Annotated in this window: 24 protein-coding genes; 23 read left to right on the plus strand and 1 reads right to left on the minus strand. The window is 69.0% G+C overall.

Annotated features, from left to right (window positions below):
- The first annotated feature begins 167 nt into the window (after nt 1–167).
- Entirely contained in the window at nt 168–1,133 is a 966-nt protein-coding gene (locus ABGB05_RS11695) for a hypothetical protein (RefSeq protein ID WP_347653272.1), read from the plus strand.
- A gap of 45 nt (nt 1,134–1,178) precedes the next feature.
- On the opposite strand, the gene ABGB05_RS11700 is transcribed toward ABGB05_RS11695, so the two are convergent.
- A complete protein-coding gene (locus ABGB05_RS11700; RefSeq protein WP_347653273.1) occupies nt 1,179–1,346 on the minus strand; it encodes a hypothetical protein in 168 nt (55 codons plus the stop codon).
- A 429-nt stretch (nt 1,347–1,775) separates the two neighbouring features.
- On the opposite strand from ABGB05_RS11700, the gene rpsL reads away from it, so the two are divergent.
- From rpsL to rplR, 22 genes are all read left to right on the plus strand, one after another.
- Nucleotides 1,776–2,150 carry a 30S ribosomal protein S12 gene (gene rpsL, locus ABGB05_RS11705; protein ID WP_101368150.1) on the plus strand — a complete coding sequence of 125 codons (375 nt, stop codon included), beginning with the start codon at nt 1,776–1,778 and terminating at the stop codon, nt 2,148–2,150.
- A 1-nt stretch (nt 2,151) separates the two neighbouring features.
- Nucleotides 2,152–2,622, plus strand: a complete 471-nt coding sequence (gene rpsG, locus ABGB05_RS11710) for a 30S ribosomal protein S7 (protein ID WP_347653274.1) — start codon at nt 2,152–2,154, stop codon at nt 2,620–2,622.
- Between the two features lie 89 nt (nt 2,623–2,711).
- Nucleotides 2,712–4,817 (plus strand): elongation factor G, encoded by a 2,106-nt coding sequence (gene fusA, locus ABGB05_RS11715; RefSeq protein WP_347653275.1) that lies wholly within the window; start codon nt 2,712–2,714, stop codon nt 4,815–4,817.
- Between the two features lie 227 nt (nt 4,818–5,044).
- Entirely contained in the window at nt 5,045–6,238 is a 1,194-nt protein-coding gene (tuf, locus tag ABGB05_RS11720) for an elongation factor Tu (protein ID WP_347653276.1), read from the plus strand.
- Between the two features lie 342 nt (nt 6,239–6,580).
- Nucleotides 6,581–6,889, plus strand: coding sequence for a 30S ribosomal protein S10 (rpsJ, locus tag ABGB05_RS11725; RefSeq protein ID WP_007073037.1), 309 nt, complete (start codon nt 6,581–6,583; stop codon nt 6,887–6,889).
- A gap of 11 nt (nt 6,890–6,900) precedes the next feature.
- Nucleotides 6,901–7,566: a 50S ribosomal protein L3 gene (gene rplC / locus ABGB05_RS11730; RefSeq protein WP_347653277.1), complete on the plus strand. Its 666-nt coding sequence runs from the start codon at nt 6,901–6,903 to the stop codon at nt 7,564–7,566.
- Nucleotides 7,563–8,216, plus strand: coding sequence for a 50S ribosomal protein L4 (rplD, locus tag ABGB05_RS11735; RefSeq protein WP_347653278.1), 654 nt, complete (start codon nt 7,563–7,565; stop codon nt 8,214–8,216). Before rplC ends, rplD begins: the two co-directional genes overlap by 4 nt.
- Nucleotides 8,213–8,515: a 50S ribosomal protein L23 gene (gene rplW / locus ABGB05_RS11740; protein ID WP_347653279.1), complete on the plus strand. Its 303-nt coding sequence runs from the start codon at nt 8,213–8,215 to the stop codon at nt 8,513–8,515. The genes rplD and rplW overlap by 4 nt, the downstream gene beginning before the upstream one ends.
- Before the next feature lie 12 nt (nt 8,516–8,527).
- Nucleotides 8,528–9,367 carry a 50S ribosomal protein L2 gene (gene rplB / locus ABGB05_RS11745; protein WP_347653280.1) on the plus strand — a complete coding sequence of 280 codons (840 nt, stop codon included), beginning with the start codon at nt 8,528–8,530 and terminating at the stop codon, nt 9,365–9,367.
- A gap of 12 nt (nt 9,368–9,379) precedes the next feature.
- Nucleotides 9,380–9,661, plus strand: a complete 282-nt coding sequence (gene rpsS / locus ABGB05_RS11750; RefSeq protein ID WP_091290357.1) for a 30S ribosomal protein S19 — start codon at nt 9,380–9,382, stop codon at nt 9,659–9,661.
- 37 nt (nt 9,662–9,698) lie between these two features.
- Entirely contained in the window at nt 9,699–10,178 is a 480-nt protein-coding gene (gene rplV, locus ABGB05_RS11755) for a 50S ribosomal protein L22 (RefSeq protein WP_347653281.1), read from the plus strand.
- Nucleotides 10,178–11,047 carry a 30S ribosomal protein S3 gene (rpsC, locus tag ABGB05_RS11760; protein ID WP_347653282.1) on the plus strand — a complete coding sequence of 290 codons (870 nt, stop codon included), beginning with the start codon at nt 10,178–10,180 and terminating at the stop codon, nt 11,045–11,047. The genes rplV and rpsC overlap by 1 nt, the downstream gene beginning before the upstream one ends.
- Nucleotides 11,048–11,050: 3 nt before the next feature.
- Nucleotides 11,051–11,476, plus strand: a complete 426-nt coding sequence (rplP, locus tag ABGB05_RS11765) for a 50S ribosomal protein L16 (protein WP_347653283.1) — start codon at nt 11,051–11,053, stop codon at nt 11,474–11,476.
- Complete coding sequence (rpmC, locus tag ABGB05_RS11770; protein ID WP_331215496.1) at nt 11,476–11,712, plus strand: 50S ribosomal protein L29; 237 nt, start codon at nt 11,476–11,478, stop codon at nt 11,710–11,712. Before rplP ends, rpmC begins: the two co-directional genes overlap by 1 nt.
- Nucleotides 11,709–11,990, plus strand: a complete 282-nt coding sequence (gene rpsQ / locus ABGB05_RS11775) for a 30S ribosomal protein S17 (RefSeq protein WP_347653284.1) — start codon at nt 11,709–11,711, stop codon at nt 11,988–11,990. The genes rpmC and rpsQ overlap by 4 nt, the downstream gene beginning before the upstream one ends.
- Before the next feature lie 114 nt (nt 11,991–12,104).
- A complete protein-coding gene (gene rplN, locus ABGB05_RS11780; protein WP_007073026.1) occupies nt 12,105–12,473 on the plus strand; it encodes a 50S ribosomal protein L14 in 369 nt (122 codons plus the stop codon).
- Between the two features lie 2 nt (nt 12,474–12,475).
- Nucleotides 12,476–12,790 carry a 50S ribosomal protein L24 gene (rplX, locus tag ABGB05_RS11785; RefSeq protein WP_347653285.1) on the plus strand — a complete coding sequence of 105 codons (315 nt, stop codon included), beginning with the start codon at nt 12,476–12,478 and terminating at the stop codon, nt 12,788–12,790.
- Nucleotides 12,790–13,356 (plus strand): 50S ribosomal protein L5, encoded by a 567-nt coding sequence (gene rplE / locus ABGB05_RS11790; RefSeq protein WP_347653286.1) that lies wholly within the window; start codon nt 12,790–12,792, stop codon nt 13,354–13,356. Before rplX ends, rplE begins: the two co-directional genes overlap by 1 nt.
- 4 nt (nt 13,357–13,360) lie before the next feature.
- Nucleotides 13,361–13,546: a type Z 30S ribosomal protein S14 gene (locus ABGB05_RS11795; RefSeq protein ID WP_007073023.1), complete on the plus strand. Its 186-nt coding sequence runs from the start codon at nt 13,361–13,363 to the stop codon at nt 13,544–13,546.
- Nucleotides 13,547–13,685: 139 nt separating this feature from the next.
- Nucleotides 13,686–14,093, plus strand: a complete 408-nt coding sequence (gene rpsH, locus ABGB05_RS11800; RefSeq protein WP_347653287.1) for a 30S ribosomal protein S8 — start codon at nt 13,686–13,688, stop codon at nt 14,091–14,093.
- Between the two features lie 13 nt (nt 14,094–14,106).
- A complete protein-coding gene (gene rplF / locus ABGB05_RS11805) occupies nt 14,107–14,649 on the plus strand; it encodes a 50S ribosomal protein L6 (protein ID WP_347653288.1) in 543 nt (180 codons plus the stop codon).
- Nucleotides 14,650–14,713: 64 nt separating this feature from the next.
- A complete protein-coding gene (rplR, locus tag ABGB05_RS11810) occupies nt 14,714–15,103 on the plus strand; it encodes a 50S ribosomal protein L18 (RefSeq protein WP_347653289.1) in 390 nt (129 codons plus the stop codon).
- The last annotated feature ends 22 nt before the right edge of the window (nt 15,104–15,125 follow it).

The raw sequence follows: 15,125 nt of genomic DNA on the forward strand, positions 1-15,125 counted from the left end.
GCCGTGACCGCGGCGCCCCGGCGTCGGGACGGTTCGGTTCACCCGCGCCGGACGGCTGGTGGCCCGGCGGTAGCCTGGCGCCTGACACGACGCGGAGATTCGGGCGGCGACGGACCGGTGCCGGGCGGTACGCTCCGAGCCGGTCCGGGTGGTCAGGGGGGTTGGGCGTGACGCAGGAGGAGCAGCCACCGGCTGCGGACCGCGCAGCGGAGACGCCGCCGGGCGCCCCCGGATACGAACCCCGTTACCTCCAGCCCTCGTACACGCTGTCCGGTGAGCGGCCGGGCGAGCCGGTCACCGAACGGGTGGAGCGGCCGGCCGAGCCGCTCAGCGAGTGGGCCCGGCCGACCGCGCCGGAGCCCGCCGCGCCGCCGGTGAACCCCGCCTGGCTGCCGCCGGCTCCGGTTCCGTCGACCGTGCCGCCGTCGGCTCCGGCACCCTCCGCCGTACCGCTGCCACCGGCACCGTCCGGCGTACCGCTGCGCCCGGGGGCGGTCGCTCCGGGCGGGCCGTACCAGCCGGCGGTGCCAGGGTCGCCGGTCACCTCGTACCCCTCCGGTGTGCCGTCGTCGGGCGGCGGGTATCCCGCGCCCGCGTACCCGGGGCGGGTCGGACCGCCGATGGGGCCGCCGGGGGCCGGCGGGCCGCTGGCCCGGCCGGTGCCGGCGCCGCCCCGCGAGTCCTGGCACGCACCGCGCCGGGTCGACCCGGTGCCGGGTACGCCGTTCGGCGTCGTCCAGCTCGAGGTGCCGCCGATCACCTCGGGGCCGGCGGTCGCGGCGCTGGTCGTCGGCATCGCCTCGATCCTCGTGGCGGGGGTGGTCGGCTGTCTCGGGTTGACCGGGGCCGGCACGACCTGGGGCGGCTGGGCGGCCGGCGCGTTCGCGGTGCTGGCCGGTCTGCTCGGTCTCGCCGGCGTGCTGCTCGGGGTGTTCGGGCAGCGGCAGATCGGTCGGTCCGGTCCGGGCACACCGTGGTCGGCGGGACCGCCGGGAGCCGGCCGGCCGGGTACGGGGGCGTCGGCGGTGCGGTTCAGCGGTCGGGGGGTGGCCGTGGCCGGGATCAGCTGCGGTGCCGTGGGACTCGGGCTGACCCTGCTCACCCTCGCGCTGGCGCTGCTGCTCCAGGCCTGACCGTCCGGCCGCGCCGGCTACGGACGGGCGCGGCCGGGTTCCCGGTCACGGCCCGGTGGGCGGGCCCGGCCGGTTGCCGAGGGCGGCCCGGAGCGGGTTGTCGAGGGCGGCCCGGAGCGGGTTGTCGAGGGCGGCCCGGACCTGGGGAAGGCGGGCCCGGACCGGTTGGCGGCCCGCCGAGCGGGGTGGCGGGGGCAGCCGGTACACTGACATCTGGTAGTGCCCGCTGCGGGTGACACGACGAGCCGGACCCCGACCCGAGGGCTGTCGACAGTGAGGTTGTCAAGGACCTCCCTGGCAAGGACCTTCGGGGGCCTGTTTTGACGTGCCTACCCGGGGTAGGTACTCTTTCCTCTCGTGCCCGGGCATGCCCGGGCAACTCGTGCGTGCGCCCGAGCCGTCATGCGGTCATCGAGCGGTGGCACGACAAAGTCGAACAGGTCGGGACGCGCCAGCGTGCCGATGGGCTGGAATCCGGCGCCGGTCAACGACGTCGGGAAACCGCGAGCGGGCGACACGCCCGACCGCGGGTACCGGGACCGTCACCGGACGGCCCTGGTCGGAATGTAGGAGAGCCACTCGCGAGGGCGGCTACGACACGCGCGGTCGCATTTAGGCGGCCGAAGGGAGCGGAGAAACCCGGTGCCCACGATCCAGCAGTTGGTCCGCAAGGGCCGCCAAGCCAAGACGAGTAAGACCAAGACGCCCGCGCTGAAGGGGAGCCCTCAGCGGCGCGGCGTGTGCACGCGCGTGTACACCACCACCCCGAAGAAGCCGAACTCCGCGCTGCGCAAGGTCGCTCGTGTGAAGCTCAGCAGCCAGATCGAGGTCACGGCCTACATCCCGGGCGTCGGGCACAACCTGCAGGAGCACTCCCTCGTGCTGGTTCGCGGTGGCCGGGTGAAGGACCTCCCGGGCGTGCGCTACAAGATCGTCCGCGGCTCGCTGGACACCCAGGGTGTCCGCAACCGCAAGCAGGCGCGTAGCCGCTACGGCGCGAAGAAGGAGAAGAGCTGACATGCCGCGTAAGGGCCCTGCTCCGCGTCGGCCGCTTGTCGCGGACCCGGTGTACAACTCGCCGCTGGTGACCCAGCTGGTGAACAAGATCCTCCTGCGCGGCAAGCGTCAGCTGGCCGAGCGCATCGTCTACGAGGCCCTCGAGGGTTGCCGCGAGAAGGCCGGCACCGACCCAGTGGTCATCCTGAAGCGGGCGATGGACAACGTGAAGCCGACCCTCGAGGTCCGCAGCCGCCGTGTCGGTGGCGCGACCTACCAGGTGCCGGTCGAGGTCAAGCCGCAGCGGGCCACCACGCTCGGGCTGCGCTGGCTGGTCACGTACTCCCGGGCCCGTCGGGAGAAGACCATGGTCGAGCGCCTGATGAACGAGCTGCTCGACGCGAGCAACGGTCTTGGTGCCGCCGTCAAGCGGCGCGAGGACACCCACAAGATGGCCGAGTCCAACAAGGCCTTCGCGCACTACCGCTGGTAACGACCGATCGGGGTCCGGCGCGGTCCGCCGCGCCGGGCCCGGTACCGGTCGCGATTACGCCGACGAGACGACGATAAGTAGGGATTGAAGTGGCCGCCGCAGACGCGCTCGCCAAGGTACGCAACATCGGCATCATGGCGCACATCGATGCTGGTAAGACCACGACCACCGAGCGGATCCTGTTCTACACCGGTATCACGTACAAGATCGGTGAGGTCCACGAGGGCGCCGCCGTCATGGACTGGATGGAGCAGGAGCAGGAGCGGGGGATCACCATCACCTCCGCCGCCACCAAGTGTGAGTGGAAGGGCCACACAGTCCAGATCATCGACACGCCCGGCCACGTCGACTTCACGGTCGAGGTCGAGCGGTCGCTGCGGGTCCTCGACGGTGCGGTGGCCGTGTACGACGGGGTCGCCGGTGTCGAGCCGCAGACCGAGAACGTCTGGCGTCAGGCCGACAAGTACAACGTTCCCCGGATGTGCTTCGTCAACAAGCTGGACCGCACCGGCGCGGACTTCTTCCGCTGCGTGCAGATGATGGTCGACCGGCTCAACGCCACCCCGCTGGTGCTGCAGATCCCGATCGGCCTCGAGGGCGACCACATCGGTGTCGTCGACCTGATCGGGATGCGCGCGCTGACCTGGCGTGGCGAGACCCAGAAGGGCGAGGACTACGCGATCGAGGACGTCCCGGCCGACCTCGCCGACTCCGCCGCCGAGTGGCGGGAGAAGCTGCTCGACACGCTCTCCAGCGTCGACGACGAGTTCACCGAGAAGTACCTCGAGTCGCTGGACGGTGGCGAGCTCTCCGTCGAGGAGATCCGGGCCGCCATCCGCCGGGCCACCATCGCCGGCAAGGCCAACCCGGTGCTCTGCGGCTCGGCCTTCAAGAACAAGGGCATCCAGCCGATGCTGGACGCGGTGGTCGAGTACCTGCCGTCGCCGCTGGACATCCCGGCGATCGAGGGCACCGCGACCGACGGCGAGACCCCGCTGCAGCGCAAGCCGGACCCGAGCGAGCCGTTCTCCGCGCTGGCCTTCAAGATCCAGACTGACAAGCACCTGGGCAAGCTGACCTACGTGCGGGTCTACTCCGGCAAGGTGGAGTCCGGTTCGCAGGTGATCAACTCCACCAAGGACCGCAAGGAGCGGATCGGCAAGATCTACCAGATGCACGCCAACAAGCGGGAAGAGCGCAGCTCGGCCCAGGCTGGCGACATCATCGCGGTGCAGGGTCTGAAGCAGACCACCACCGGCGACACGCTCTGCGACCCGGCGAACGCGGTCATCCTGGAGTCGATGACCTTCCCCGAGCCGGTCATCCAGGTGGCGATCGAGCCGAAGACCAAGTCCGACCAGGAGAAGCTCGGCACCGCCATCCAGCGGCTCGCCGAGGAGGACCCGACGTTCCGGGTCAGCCTCGACGAGGAGACCGGCCAGACGGTCATCGCCGGCATGGGCGAGCTGCACCTGGACATCCTGGTCGACCGGATGCGCCGCGAGTTCAACGTCGAGGCGAACATCGGCAAGCCGCAGGTGGCGTACCGCGAGACCATCCGCCGCAAGGTGGAGAAGGTCGAGTACACCCACAAGAAGCAGACCGGTGGTTCCGGCCAGTACGCGCGGGTCATCGTCAGCGTCGAGCCGCTGCCGCTGACCAACGACTCGCCGACGTACGAGTTCAGCAACGCCGTCACCGGTGGCCGGGTGCCGAGAGAGTTCATCCCCTCGGTCGACGCCGGTGCCCAGGACGCGATGCAGTACGGCGTACTCGCCGGCTACCCGCTGGTCGGCCTGAAGCTGACGCTGCTCGACGGTCAGGCCCACGAGGTCGACTCGTCCGAGATGGCGTTCAAGATCGCCGGTTCGATGGTGCTCAAGGACGCGGCCCGCAAGGCCGACCCCGCGCTGCTCGAACCGATGATGTCCGTCGAGGTCACCACTCCCGAGGAGAACATGGGTGACGTGATCGGCGACCTCAACTCCCGCCGGGGCATCATCCAGGCGATGGAGGAGCGCGGCGGAGCCCGCGTCGTCCGCGCCCTGGTGCCGCTGTCGGAGATGTTCGGCTATGTCGGCGACCTGCGGTCGAAGACCCAGGGCCGGGCTAGCTACAGCATGCAGTTCGACTCCTACGCCGAGGTTCCCGCGAACGTGGCGAAGGAGATCATCGCGAAGGCGACGGGCGAGTGACCTCACTCGGCTGACGCCGGGCCGGTGATACCGCGAGCGCCGCGGACGGGTAATCTCGCCCGCGGCGTCCACGGGCCGGGCTGCGAGACCGGGCCTGAAGGTTTCACCGCCGCAAGACCCACGACTTCCCGACCGGGAAACTTCCGGCCGGAAAGGCTGTCGACAGAGTCCTAAGCGCCGAATGGCGCGCCGGGCGTACGAACCAAGAAGTCCACAGGAGGACACCAGTGGCGAAGGCGAAGTTCGAGCGGACTAAGCCGCACGTCAACATCGGCACCATTGGTCACATCGACCACGGTAAGACGACGCTGACGGCGGCCATTACCAAGGTTCTGCACGACGAGTTCCCGGACCTGAACCCGTACACGCCGTTCGACGAGATCGACAAGGCGCCGGAGGAGAAGGCCCGCGGTATCACGATCTCGATCGCGCACGTCGAGTACCAGACCGCGGCGCGGCACTACGCGCACGTGGACTGCCCGGGTCACGCCGACTACATCAAGAACATGATCACCGGTGCCGCGCAGATGGACGGCGCGATCCTGGTGGTGGCGGCGACCGACGGCCCGATGCCGCAGACCCGCGAGCACGTGCTGCTGGCCCGTCAGGTCGGCGTGCCGTACATCGTCGTGGCGCTGAACAAGAGCGACATGGTCGACGACGAGGAGCTCCTGGAGCTCGTCGAGCTCGAGGTCCGTGAGCTGCTCTCGTCGCAGGAGTACCCGGGTGACGACCTGCCGGTCGTCCGGGTCTCCGCGCTGAAGGCGCTCGAGGGCGACCCGGAGTGGACCTCCAAGCTCATGGACCTGATGAACGCGGTCGACACCGCGATTCCTCAGCCGGAGCGGGAGACCGACAAGCCGTTCCTCATGCCGATCGAGGACGTCTTCACGATCACCGGTCGTGGCACCGTGGTCACCGGCCGCGCCGAGCGTGGCGTGCTCAAGCCGAACGAGGAGGTGGAGATCGTCGGTATCCGCGAGAAGTCGCAGAAGACGGTCTGCACCGGTATCGAGATGTTCCGCAAGCTGCTCGACGAGGCCCGCGCGGGTGAGAACGTCGGTCTGCTGCTGCGGGGTATCAAGCGCGAGGACGTCGAGCGCGGCATGGTGGTGGTCAAGCCCGGCACCACCACCCCGCACACCGAGTTCGAGGCGACCGTCTACATCCTCTCCAAGGAGGAGGGTGGCCGGCACACCCCGTTCTTCCAGAACTACCGTCCGCAGTTCTACTTCCGGACCACGGACGTTACCGGCGTCGTCACGCTGCCCGAGGGCACCGAGATGGTCATGCCGGGTGACAACACCACGATGACCGTGAAGCTGATCCAGCCGATCGCGATGGAGGAGAACCTCAAGTTCGCGATTCGTGAGGGTGGCCGTACGGTCGGCGCGGGCTTCGTCACGAAGATCATCAAGTAAACAGTAACCCCGATTAGCATTGCCGTGCGGTGGTACGGCATACTGGTCAGGTTGCGTACCGGCGGGGTGGCTGGCTGCCCGATAGTCAGCCACCCTCGCTGGGTGTCCGGGGCGTGGCGATCCACTCCCGGCGCCCCCGAACTTCCCGCACGGGCGGGGACCGCTCCGGTTTTCCGGGGCGGAGCCTGGCCCCAGGGCGCGACACGCCCGACCGCGGGGGTCGGAAAGCACGGGAGTTGGGCAGCGCCCGAGCCCGGCATGGAACATCCCGCTTCCCGGGGGTGAGCTCCGTGGTAGCAACCGGGCGGGACGGACAAGGCGAGAGAAGGAACAGAGGCCACCATGGCGGGACAGAAGATCCGCATCCGGCTCAAGGCGTACGACCACGAGGTGGTCGACTCCTCGGCGCGCAAGATCGTTGAGACGGTGACGCGTACCGGGGCTCAGGTCGCGGGCCCGGTGCCGCTGCCCACGGAGATCAACCGTTTCTGCGTGATCCGTTCGCCGCACAAGTACAAGGACTCGCGCGAGCACTTCGAGATGCGCACGCACAAGCGTCTGATCGACATCATCGACCCGACCCCCAAGACGGTCGACTCGCTCATGCGCCTCGACCTGCCGGCTGGCGTCGACATCGAGATCAAGCTGTAGGGACCGGACTAATGGACAGGCAAGTGAAGGGCATCCTGGGCGCCAAGCTCGGCATGACCCAGGTCTGGGACAACAACCGTGTTGTCCCGGTGACGGTGGTGCAGGCCGGGCCGTGTGTCGTGACCCAGATCCGCACCGCTGACAAGGACGGCTACTCCGCGGTCCAGCTGGCGTACGGCGCGATCAACCCGCGCAAGGTCAAGAAGCCGGTCAGCGGCCACTACGCCAAGGCCAACGTGGCGCCGCGCCGGCACATCGTCGAGCTGCGCACCACCGACGCCGCCGAGTACGAGCTGGGCCAGGAGGTGAACGTCGAGACGTTCGCCGCTGGCACGACGATCGACGTCACCGGCCGGACCAAGGGCAAGGGCTTCGCCGGTGTCATGAAGCGGCACGGCTTCCGCGGTCTGGGCGCGGGTCACGGTGTCGAGCGTAAGCACCGCTCGCCGGGCTCCATCGGCGCCTGCGCCACCCCGGGTCGCGTCTTCAAGGGCGTCCGGATGGCCGGTCGGATGGGTGGCGTGCGGTTCACCACCCAGAACCTGACCGTCCAGGCGGTCGACCCGGAGAACAACCTGCTGCTGGTTCGCGGTGCCATCCCCGGTCCCAAGGGCGCGCTGGTGCTGGTCCGCTCGGCGGCCAAGGCCGCCGCGAAGAAGGGCGGAGAGGCGAAGTGAGCACGGTTGACGTACTGACCGCCGAGGGCACCAAGAGCGGCTCGGTCGAGCTGCCCGCCGAGGTCTTCGACGTGCAGGCCAACATCCCGCTGATGCACCAGGTCGTGGTTGCGCAGCTTGCCGCCGCGCGGCAGGGCACGCACAAGGTCAAGACCCGGGGCGAGGTCGCGGGTGGCGGCAAGAAGCCGTACAAGCAGAAGGGCACCGGTCGGGCCCGGCAGGGTTCGATCCGCGCGCCGCAGTTCGCCGGCGGTGGCGTCGTGCACGGGCCGGTCCCGCGGGACTACAGCCAGCGGACCCCGAAGAAGATGAAGGCGGCCGCGCTGCGCGGTGCCCTCTCCGACCGGGCCCGCAACGGCCAGTTGCACGTGGTGGAGACCTTCGTCAGCGGTGACAAGCCGTCGACGAAGGGCGCCGTCGCCACGCTGCGCAAGGTCAGCCAGGCCAGGCGGGTGCTGGTCGTGCTCAGCAGCACCGACGAGCTGAACTGGCTGTCGCTGCGCAACGAGGTGAGCGTGCATCTGCTGGAGGCCGGCCAGCTCAACACGTACGACGTGCTGGTCGCCGACGACGTGGTCTTCACCCGGGACGCCCTGGACGAGTTCCTGGGTCGCCGCGGTGGGGCGCAGGGTGAGGAGAGCGACAAGTGACCACGATCGCCGACCCGCGGGACATCATCATCGCGCCGGTCGTCTCGGAGAAGAGCTACAGCGAGCTCAACAAGAACTGGTACACCTTCCTGGTGCACCCGGACGCCAACAAGACCGCGATCAAGATCGCGATCCAGCAGATCTTCAACGTCCGGGTCATCACGGTCAACACGCTCAACCGTGAGGGCAAGCGCAAGCGGACCCGTACCGGGTTCGGGAAGCGCAAGGACACCAAGCGGGCGATGGTGAAGCTGGCCGACGGTGACCGCATCGAGGCCTTCGGCGGGCCGGTCAGCTGAGGGGTATAGACAATGGCTATCCGTAAGTACAAGCCGACGACGCCGGGCCGGCGTGGCTCCAGCGTCGCCGACTTCGCTGAGATCACCCGGTCGACCCCGGAGAAGTCGCTGCTGGCTCCGTTGCCGAAGAAGGGCGGGCGTAACGCCCACGGCCGGATCACCACGCGGCACCACGGCGGCGGGCACAAGCGCCAGTACCGCCTGATCGACTTCAAGCGGGTCGACAAGGACGGCGTGCCGGCGAAGGTCGCGCACATCGAGTACGACCCGAACCGCACCGCGCGGATCGCACTGCTGCACTACGCCGACGGCGAGAAGCGCTACATCATCGCGCCGAAGGACCTCAAGCAGGGTGACCCGGTCGAGTCCGGTCCGGGTGCCGACATCAAGCCCGGCAACAACCTGCCGCTGCGCAACATCCCGGTCGGTTCCACCATCCACGCGGTGGAGCTGCGCCCGGGCGGTGGCGCCAAGCTGGCCAGGTCGGCCGGCGTCGGCATCCAGCTGCTGGGCCGCGAGGGGGCGTACGCCACCCTGCGGATGCCCTCCGGCGAGATCCGGCGGGTCGACGTCCGTTGCCGGGCGACGATCGGCGAGATCGGCAACGCCGACCAGTCCAACATCAACTGGGGCAAGGCCGGCCGGATGCGGTGGAAGGGCAAGCGCCCGACCGTCCGTGGTGTGGCGATGAACCCGGTCGACCACCCGCACGGTGGTGGTGAGGGCAAGACCTCCGGTGGTCGCCACCCGGTGAACCCGCAGGGTAAGCCCGAGGGCCGCACCCGTCGTAAGGGCAAGGCGAGCGACCGTCTCATCGTCCGCCGCCGCTACGCCACCCGTAAGCGCGGCTAAGGGAGATAAGACATGCCTCGCAGCCTGAAGAAGGGCCCGTTCGTCGACGACCACCTGCTCAAGAAGGTGGAGACGCAGAACGAGAAGGGCTCGAAGAACGTCATCAAGACCTGGTCGCGCCGTTCGACGATCATCCCCGAGATGCTGGGGCACACGATCGCCGTGCACGACGGGCGCAAGCACGTCCCGGTGTTCGTCACCGAGGCGATGGTCGGGCACAAGCTCGGCGAGTTTGCGCTGACCCGCACGTTCAAGGGTCACGAGAAGGACGACCGGAAGAGCCGCCGGCGCTGAGCGCCGACCACGGATAAAGGATCAAGGGGTTTCAGCGATGCCAGTAAAGGGCGACGCTCCGGTGCTTCCGGGCGCGCGGGCGGTTGCGCGACACGTGCGCATCTCGCCGACCAAGGCGCGCCGGGTGATCAACCTCGTCCGCGGTCTGCCCGCGAAGGAGGCGCTCACGGTGCTGCAGTTCGCGCCGCAGGCGGCGAGTGAGCAGGTCTACAAGGTGCTCGCGAGCGCGATCGCCAACGCGGAGAACAACGAGCGGCTGGACCCCGACGCGCTGCTCGTCAGCGAGGCGTTCGTGGACGAGGGCCCGACGATGAAGCGGTTCCAGCCGCGGGCCCAGGGCCGGGCGTACCGGATCCGCAAGCGGACCTGTCACATCACCATCGTGGTCGAGGCCGTGGCGCCGGCGACGCCGGCCCGGCGGGCCGCGAAGAAGGCCGCCCCGGCCAAGTCGACCGCTCCGGCGGCCGAGACCGGAGCCGCCGAGACGCAGCAGAGCAAGACGGAGGGTGCCGAGTAATGGGGCAGAAGGTTCACCCGCACGGGTTCCGGCTCGGCATCTCGACCGACTGGAAGTCCCGGTGGTACGCGGACAAGCTCTACAAGGACTACATCGCCGAGGACGTCAAGATCCGTCGGATGATGTCGACCGGTCTGGAGCGCGCGGGTATTTCCAAGGTCGACATCGAGCGGACCCGCGACCGGGTCCGGGTCGACATCCACACCGCCCGGCCGGGCATCGTCATCGGCCGTAAGGGTGCGGAGGCCGACAAGATCCGGGGTCGGCTCGAGAAGCTCACCGGCAAGCAGGTGCAGCTCAACATCCTCGAGGTGAAGAGCCCGGAGTCGGACGCGCAGCTGGTCGCGCAGGGCGTGGCCGAGCAGCTCTCCAGCCGGGTCAGCTTCCGGCGGGCGATGCGCAAGGCCATGCAGTCGGCGATGAAGAACCCGATCGTGCGGGGCATCCGGGTGCAGGTCTCCGGCCGTCTCGGCGGCGCGGAGATGAGCCGGACCGAGTTCTACCGTGAGGGTCGGGTACCGCTGCACACGCTGCGGGCCAACATCGAGTACGGCTTCTTCGAGGCCCGGACCACCTTCGGCCGGATCGGCGTGAAGGTCTGGATCTACAAGGGCGACGCCGTACCGGGCCGGGAGGCTCCGGCCGAGGCGGGTCCGGCGCGTCCGCGCCGGGAGCGGGGCGACCGTCCCGACCGGCCGCGTCGTGGTCGGTCCGGCTCGTCCGGCACCACTCCCGGCGGGACCGAGGCCGGCCGGGCGGCCCAGGCGGAGATCTCCGCCGAGGCCACGAACGACAGCGCCGCAGCGGGTTCCGCCGCGGCGACTCCGGCGGGCTCCGCCGGAACGGACAGCTCAGCGCAGGAGGGCTGACAGATGCTGATGCCGCGTAAGCCCCCGAAGGGCTTCCGCAAGCCGCACCACCCCGACCGCAGTGGCGCGTCGAAGGGCGGCAACCGGGTGGTGTTCGGCGAGTTCGGAATCCAGGCGCTCGAGCCCGCGTACGTGACGAACCGGCAGATCGAGTCGGCCCGTATCGCGATGACCCGGCACATCAAGCGTGGTGGCAAGGTCTGGATCACGGTCTTCCCGGACCAGGCCCTGACCAAGAAGCCCGCCGAGACCCGGATGGGTTCCGGTAAGGGCTCGCCCGAGTGGTGGGTCGCCAACGTGAAGCCGGGGCGGGTGCTCTTCGAGATGTCCTTCCCCAACGAGCAGGTCGCGCGAGAGGCGATGCGTCGCGCGATCCACAAGCTCCCGATGAAGTGCCGCATTGTTACGCGCGAAGTGGGTGAAAGCTGATGGCCGCGGGCGTGAAGGCCGGCGAGCTGCGTGAACTCTCCGAAGAGGAGCTGGTCAGCAGGTTGCGGGAGGCCAAGGCGGAGCTGTTCAACCTGCGCGTCCAGGCGGCGACCGGGCAGCTGGACAACAACCGCCGGCTGCAGGTCATCCGTCGGGAGATCGCCCGGATCTACACGATCATGCGTGAGCGCGAACTGGGGCTTTCGGCCGCGCCGACTGAGGTGACTGCATCATGAGTGAAGAGACCACCACCACCGCGACGCCGCGGGCCCAGCGCAAGGTTCGCGAGGGACTCGTGGTCAGCGACAAGATGGACAAGACCGTGGTCGTCGAGGTTGAGGACCGGGTCAAGCACGCGCTGTACGGCAAGGTCATGCGCCGCACCAGCAAGCTGAAGGCGCACGACGAGCAGAACGCGTGCGGCGTGGGCGACCGGGTGCTGCTCATGGAGACCCGTCCGCTCTCCGCCACCAAGCGGTGGCGGGTCGTGGAGATCCTCGAGAAGGCCAAGTAAGAGCCGTACCGCAGGCTCAGGGTTCCGCCAAGCTCAGCCGGCCCTCCCTCCCGTGTCCGGGAGGTGCGGTCGGGGAGGCCGCCGGCTGAGAACTGGCAGACATAGGAGATTGACGTGATTCAGCAGGAGTCGCGACTGCGTGTCGCCGACAACACGGGTGCCCGGGAGATCCTGTGCATCCGGGTGCTCGGTGGCTCCGGTCGGCGGTACGCGAGCATCGGCGACGTCATCGTGGCCACGGTCAAGGACGCCATCCCCGGCGCGGGCGTGAAGAAGGGCGACGTCGTCAAGGCGGTTGTCGTCCGTACCGCGAAGGAGAAGCGGCGGCCGGACGGCTCGTACATCCGGTTCGACGAGAACGCCGCCGTGATCATCAAGGACGGTGGCGACCCGCGTGGTACCCGTATCTTCGGCCCGGTCGGCCGGGAGCTGCGGGACAAGCGGTTCATGAAGATCATCTCGCTCGCCCCGGAGGTGTTGTAGCCGTGAAGGTGAAGAAGGGCGACACGGTCGTCGTCATCGCCGGCAAGGACAAGGGCGCCAAGGGCAAGGTCATCGCGGCCTACCCGCGGCAGGACAAGGTTCTGGTCGAGGGCGTGAACCGGATCAAGAAGCACACCCGTGTGACCACCACCCAACGCGGTGCGAAGACCGGTGGCATCGTCACCCAGGAGGCCCCGATCCACGTCTCGAACGTGCAGGTCCTGGACTCCGACGGCAACCCGACCCGGGTCGGGTACCGGATCGACGACAACGGCCAGAAGGTCCGCATCGCGCGCAGCACCGGTAAGGACCTGTGATGACGGCAACCGAAACGAAGACGATGCCGCGGCTCAAGGAGCGGTACCGCAACGAGATCGCCGGGCAGCTGCGTGAGCAGTTCGGCTACGGGAACCCCATGCAGGTACCCGGCCTGGTGAAGATCGTCATCAACATGGGCGTCGGCGAGGCCGCCCGGGACGCGAAGCTGATCGACGGCGCCGTCCGGGACCTGGCCACCATCTCCGGGCAGAAGCCGCAGGTGCGGCGGGCCCGGAAGTCGATCGCGCAGTTCAAGCTCCGCGAGGGCATGCCGATCGGCGCGAAGGTCACCCTGCGGGGCGACCGGATGTGGGAGTTCCTGGACCGGCTGCTGTCGATCGCGCTGCCGCGTATCCGTGACTTCCGCGGCCTGGACGGGCGCAAGCTCGACGGGCACGGCAACTACACGTTCGGGTTGACCGAGCAGTCGGTGTTCCACGAGATCGACCAGGACCGGATCGATCGGGTACGGGGCATGGACATCACGGTGGTCACCACGGCCACGACCGACGACGAGGGCCGGGCGCTGCTCAAGCTCCTGGGCTTCCCGTTCAAGGAGAACTGAGCGAATGGCGAAGAAGGCGCTGATCCTCAAGGCGGCCGCGAAGCCGAAGTTCTCGGTTCGCGCGTACACCCGCTGCCAGCGGTGCGGGCGGCCGAAGGCGGTCTACCGCAAGTTCGGCCTCTGCCGGGTGTGCATCCGGGAGATGGCCCACCGGGGCGAGCTGCCCGGTGTGTCGAAGGCTTCCTGGTGACGCTGCGCCCCACCCGATTCCGGTGGAGCGCCCTGGTAGGGCCCAGCCGCGTCCCGACTGAAGGTCGGGGCGAGGATCGCAACGCCGTAGGCCCGGGCCAACGCCCCGGGAACCCCGGCGAGAAAGGCTGACGAGATCCATGACGATGACCGACCCGATCGCAGACATGCTGACGCGTCTGCGTAACGCCAACCAGGCGTACCACGACCGGGTGACGATGCCCTACTCGAAGATCAAGGCGAACATCGCCGAGGTCCTCAAGGCCGAGGGTTACATCGCCACCTGGTCGGTCGAGGAGCCCGAAGAGGGCACCGTCGGCAAGCGACTGGTCGTCGAGCTGAAGTACGGCCAGAACCGGGAGCGGAGCCTGGCCGGCATCAAGCGCGTGTCCAAGCCCGGTCTGCGGGTGTACGCCAAGTCGGACGGGCTCCCCCGGGTGCTCGGCGGACTGGGCGTGGCGATCATTTCGACGTCCCAGGGGCTGCTGACCGACCGGCAGGCCCGCAAGCGGAGCGTTGGCGGGGAAGTCCTCGCCTTCGTCTGGTAACGGGAGAAGAGAAATGTCGCGTATTGGACGTAAGTCGATCCCGGTGCCGACCGGTGTCGAGGTGACCATCGACGGTGCGACCGTCAAGGTCAAGGGCCCGAAGGGCGAGCTGTCGCACACCCTGGCCGAGCCGATCACGGCGGAGCGGGGCGAGGACGGCCAGCTGCACGTCAGCCGGCCGAACGACGAGCGGCGCGCCAAGGAGCTGCACGGCCTGAGCCGGACCCTGGTGGCCAACATGATCGTCGGCGTGACCGAGGGGTACCGCAAGACCCTCGAGATCGCCGGCACCGGTTACCGGGTGACCGCCAAGGGCAGCGACCTCGAGTTCGCGCTCGGGTTCTCGCACCCGGTGCAGGTGAAGGCCCCGGACGGGATCACCTTCACCGTCGAGCGGCCCACGTTGTTCCACGTGAGCGGGATCGACAAGCAGCAGGTCGGCGAGGTAGCCGCCAACATCCGGAAGATCCGCCCGCCGGAGCCGTACAAGGGCAAGGGCGTCAAGTACCAGGGCGAGGTCATCCGCCGCAAGGCTGGAAAGGCGGGCAAGAAGTGACCGCCACGAACGCCAGGGCGAGGGCATCCGCCGGCCGCGAGGCCGGGAGAAAGGCAGGTAAGAAGTGACCGCCACGCTGCTCAAGCGCCGTCGCGGCGTCGCCGCCCAGCGCGCCGTCGGGCGGGCGCGTCGGCACTTCCGGGTCCGCAAGACCGTGTTCGGCAGCGCCGAGCGGCCGCGTCTGGTCGTCACCCGTTCGCTGCGGCACATCGTGGCCCAGATCGTGGACGACAACCGGGGGCACACCCTGGTGTCGGCCTCGACCCTGGACGCCTCGATCCGTGGCGCCGAGGGCGACAAGAGCGCCCTGGCCGGCAAGGTCGGGACGCTGCTCGCCGAGCGGGCCAAGGCCGCGGGTATCTCCAAGGTCGTCTTCGACCGCGGAGGTAACAAGTACGCGGGGCGGATCGCCGCGCTGGCCGACGCTGCCCGTGAAGCCGGGCTCGAGTTCTAACCCCGTCACGAAGAGAGAGGAA

The organism is Plantactinospora sp. B5E13, from assembly GCF_039871775.1.
Classification (GTDB): domain Bacteria; phylum Actinomycetota; class Actinomycetes; order Mycobacteriales; family Micromonosporaceae; genus Plantactinospora.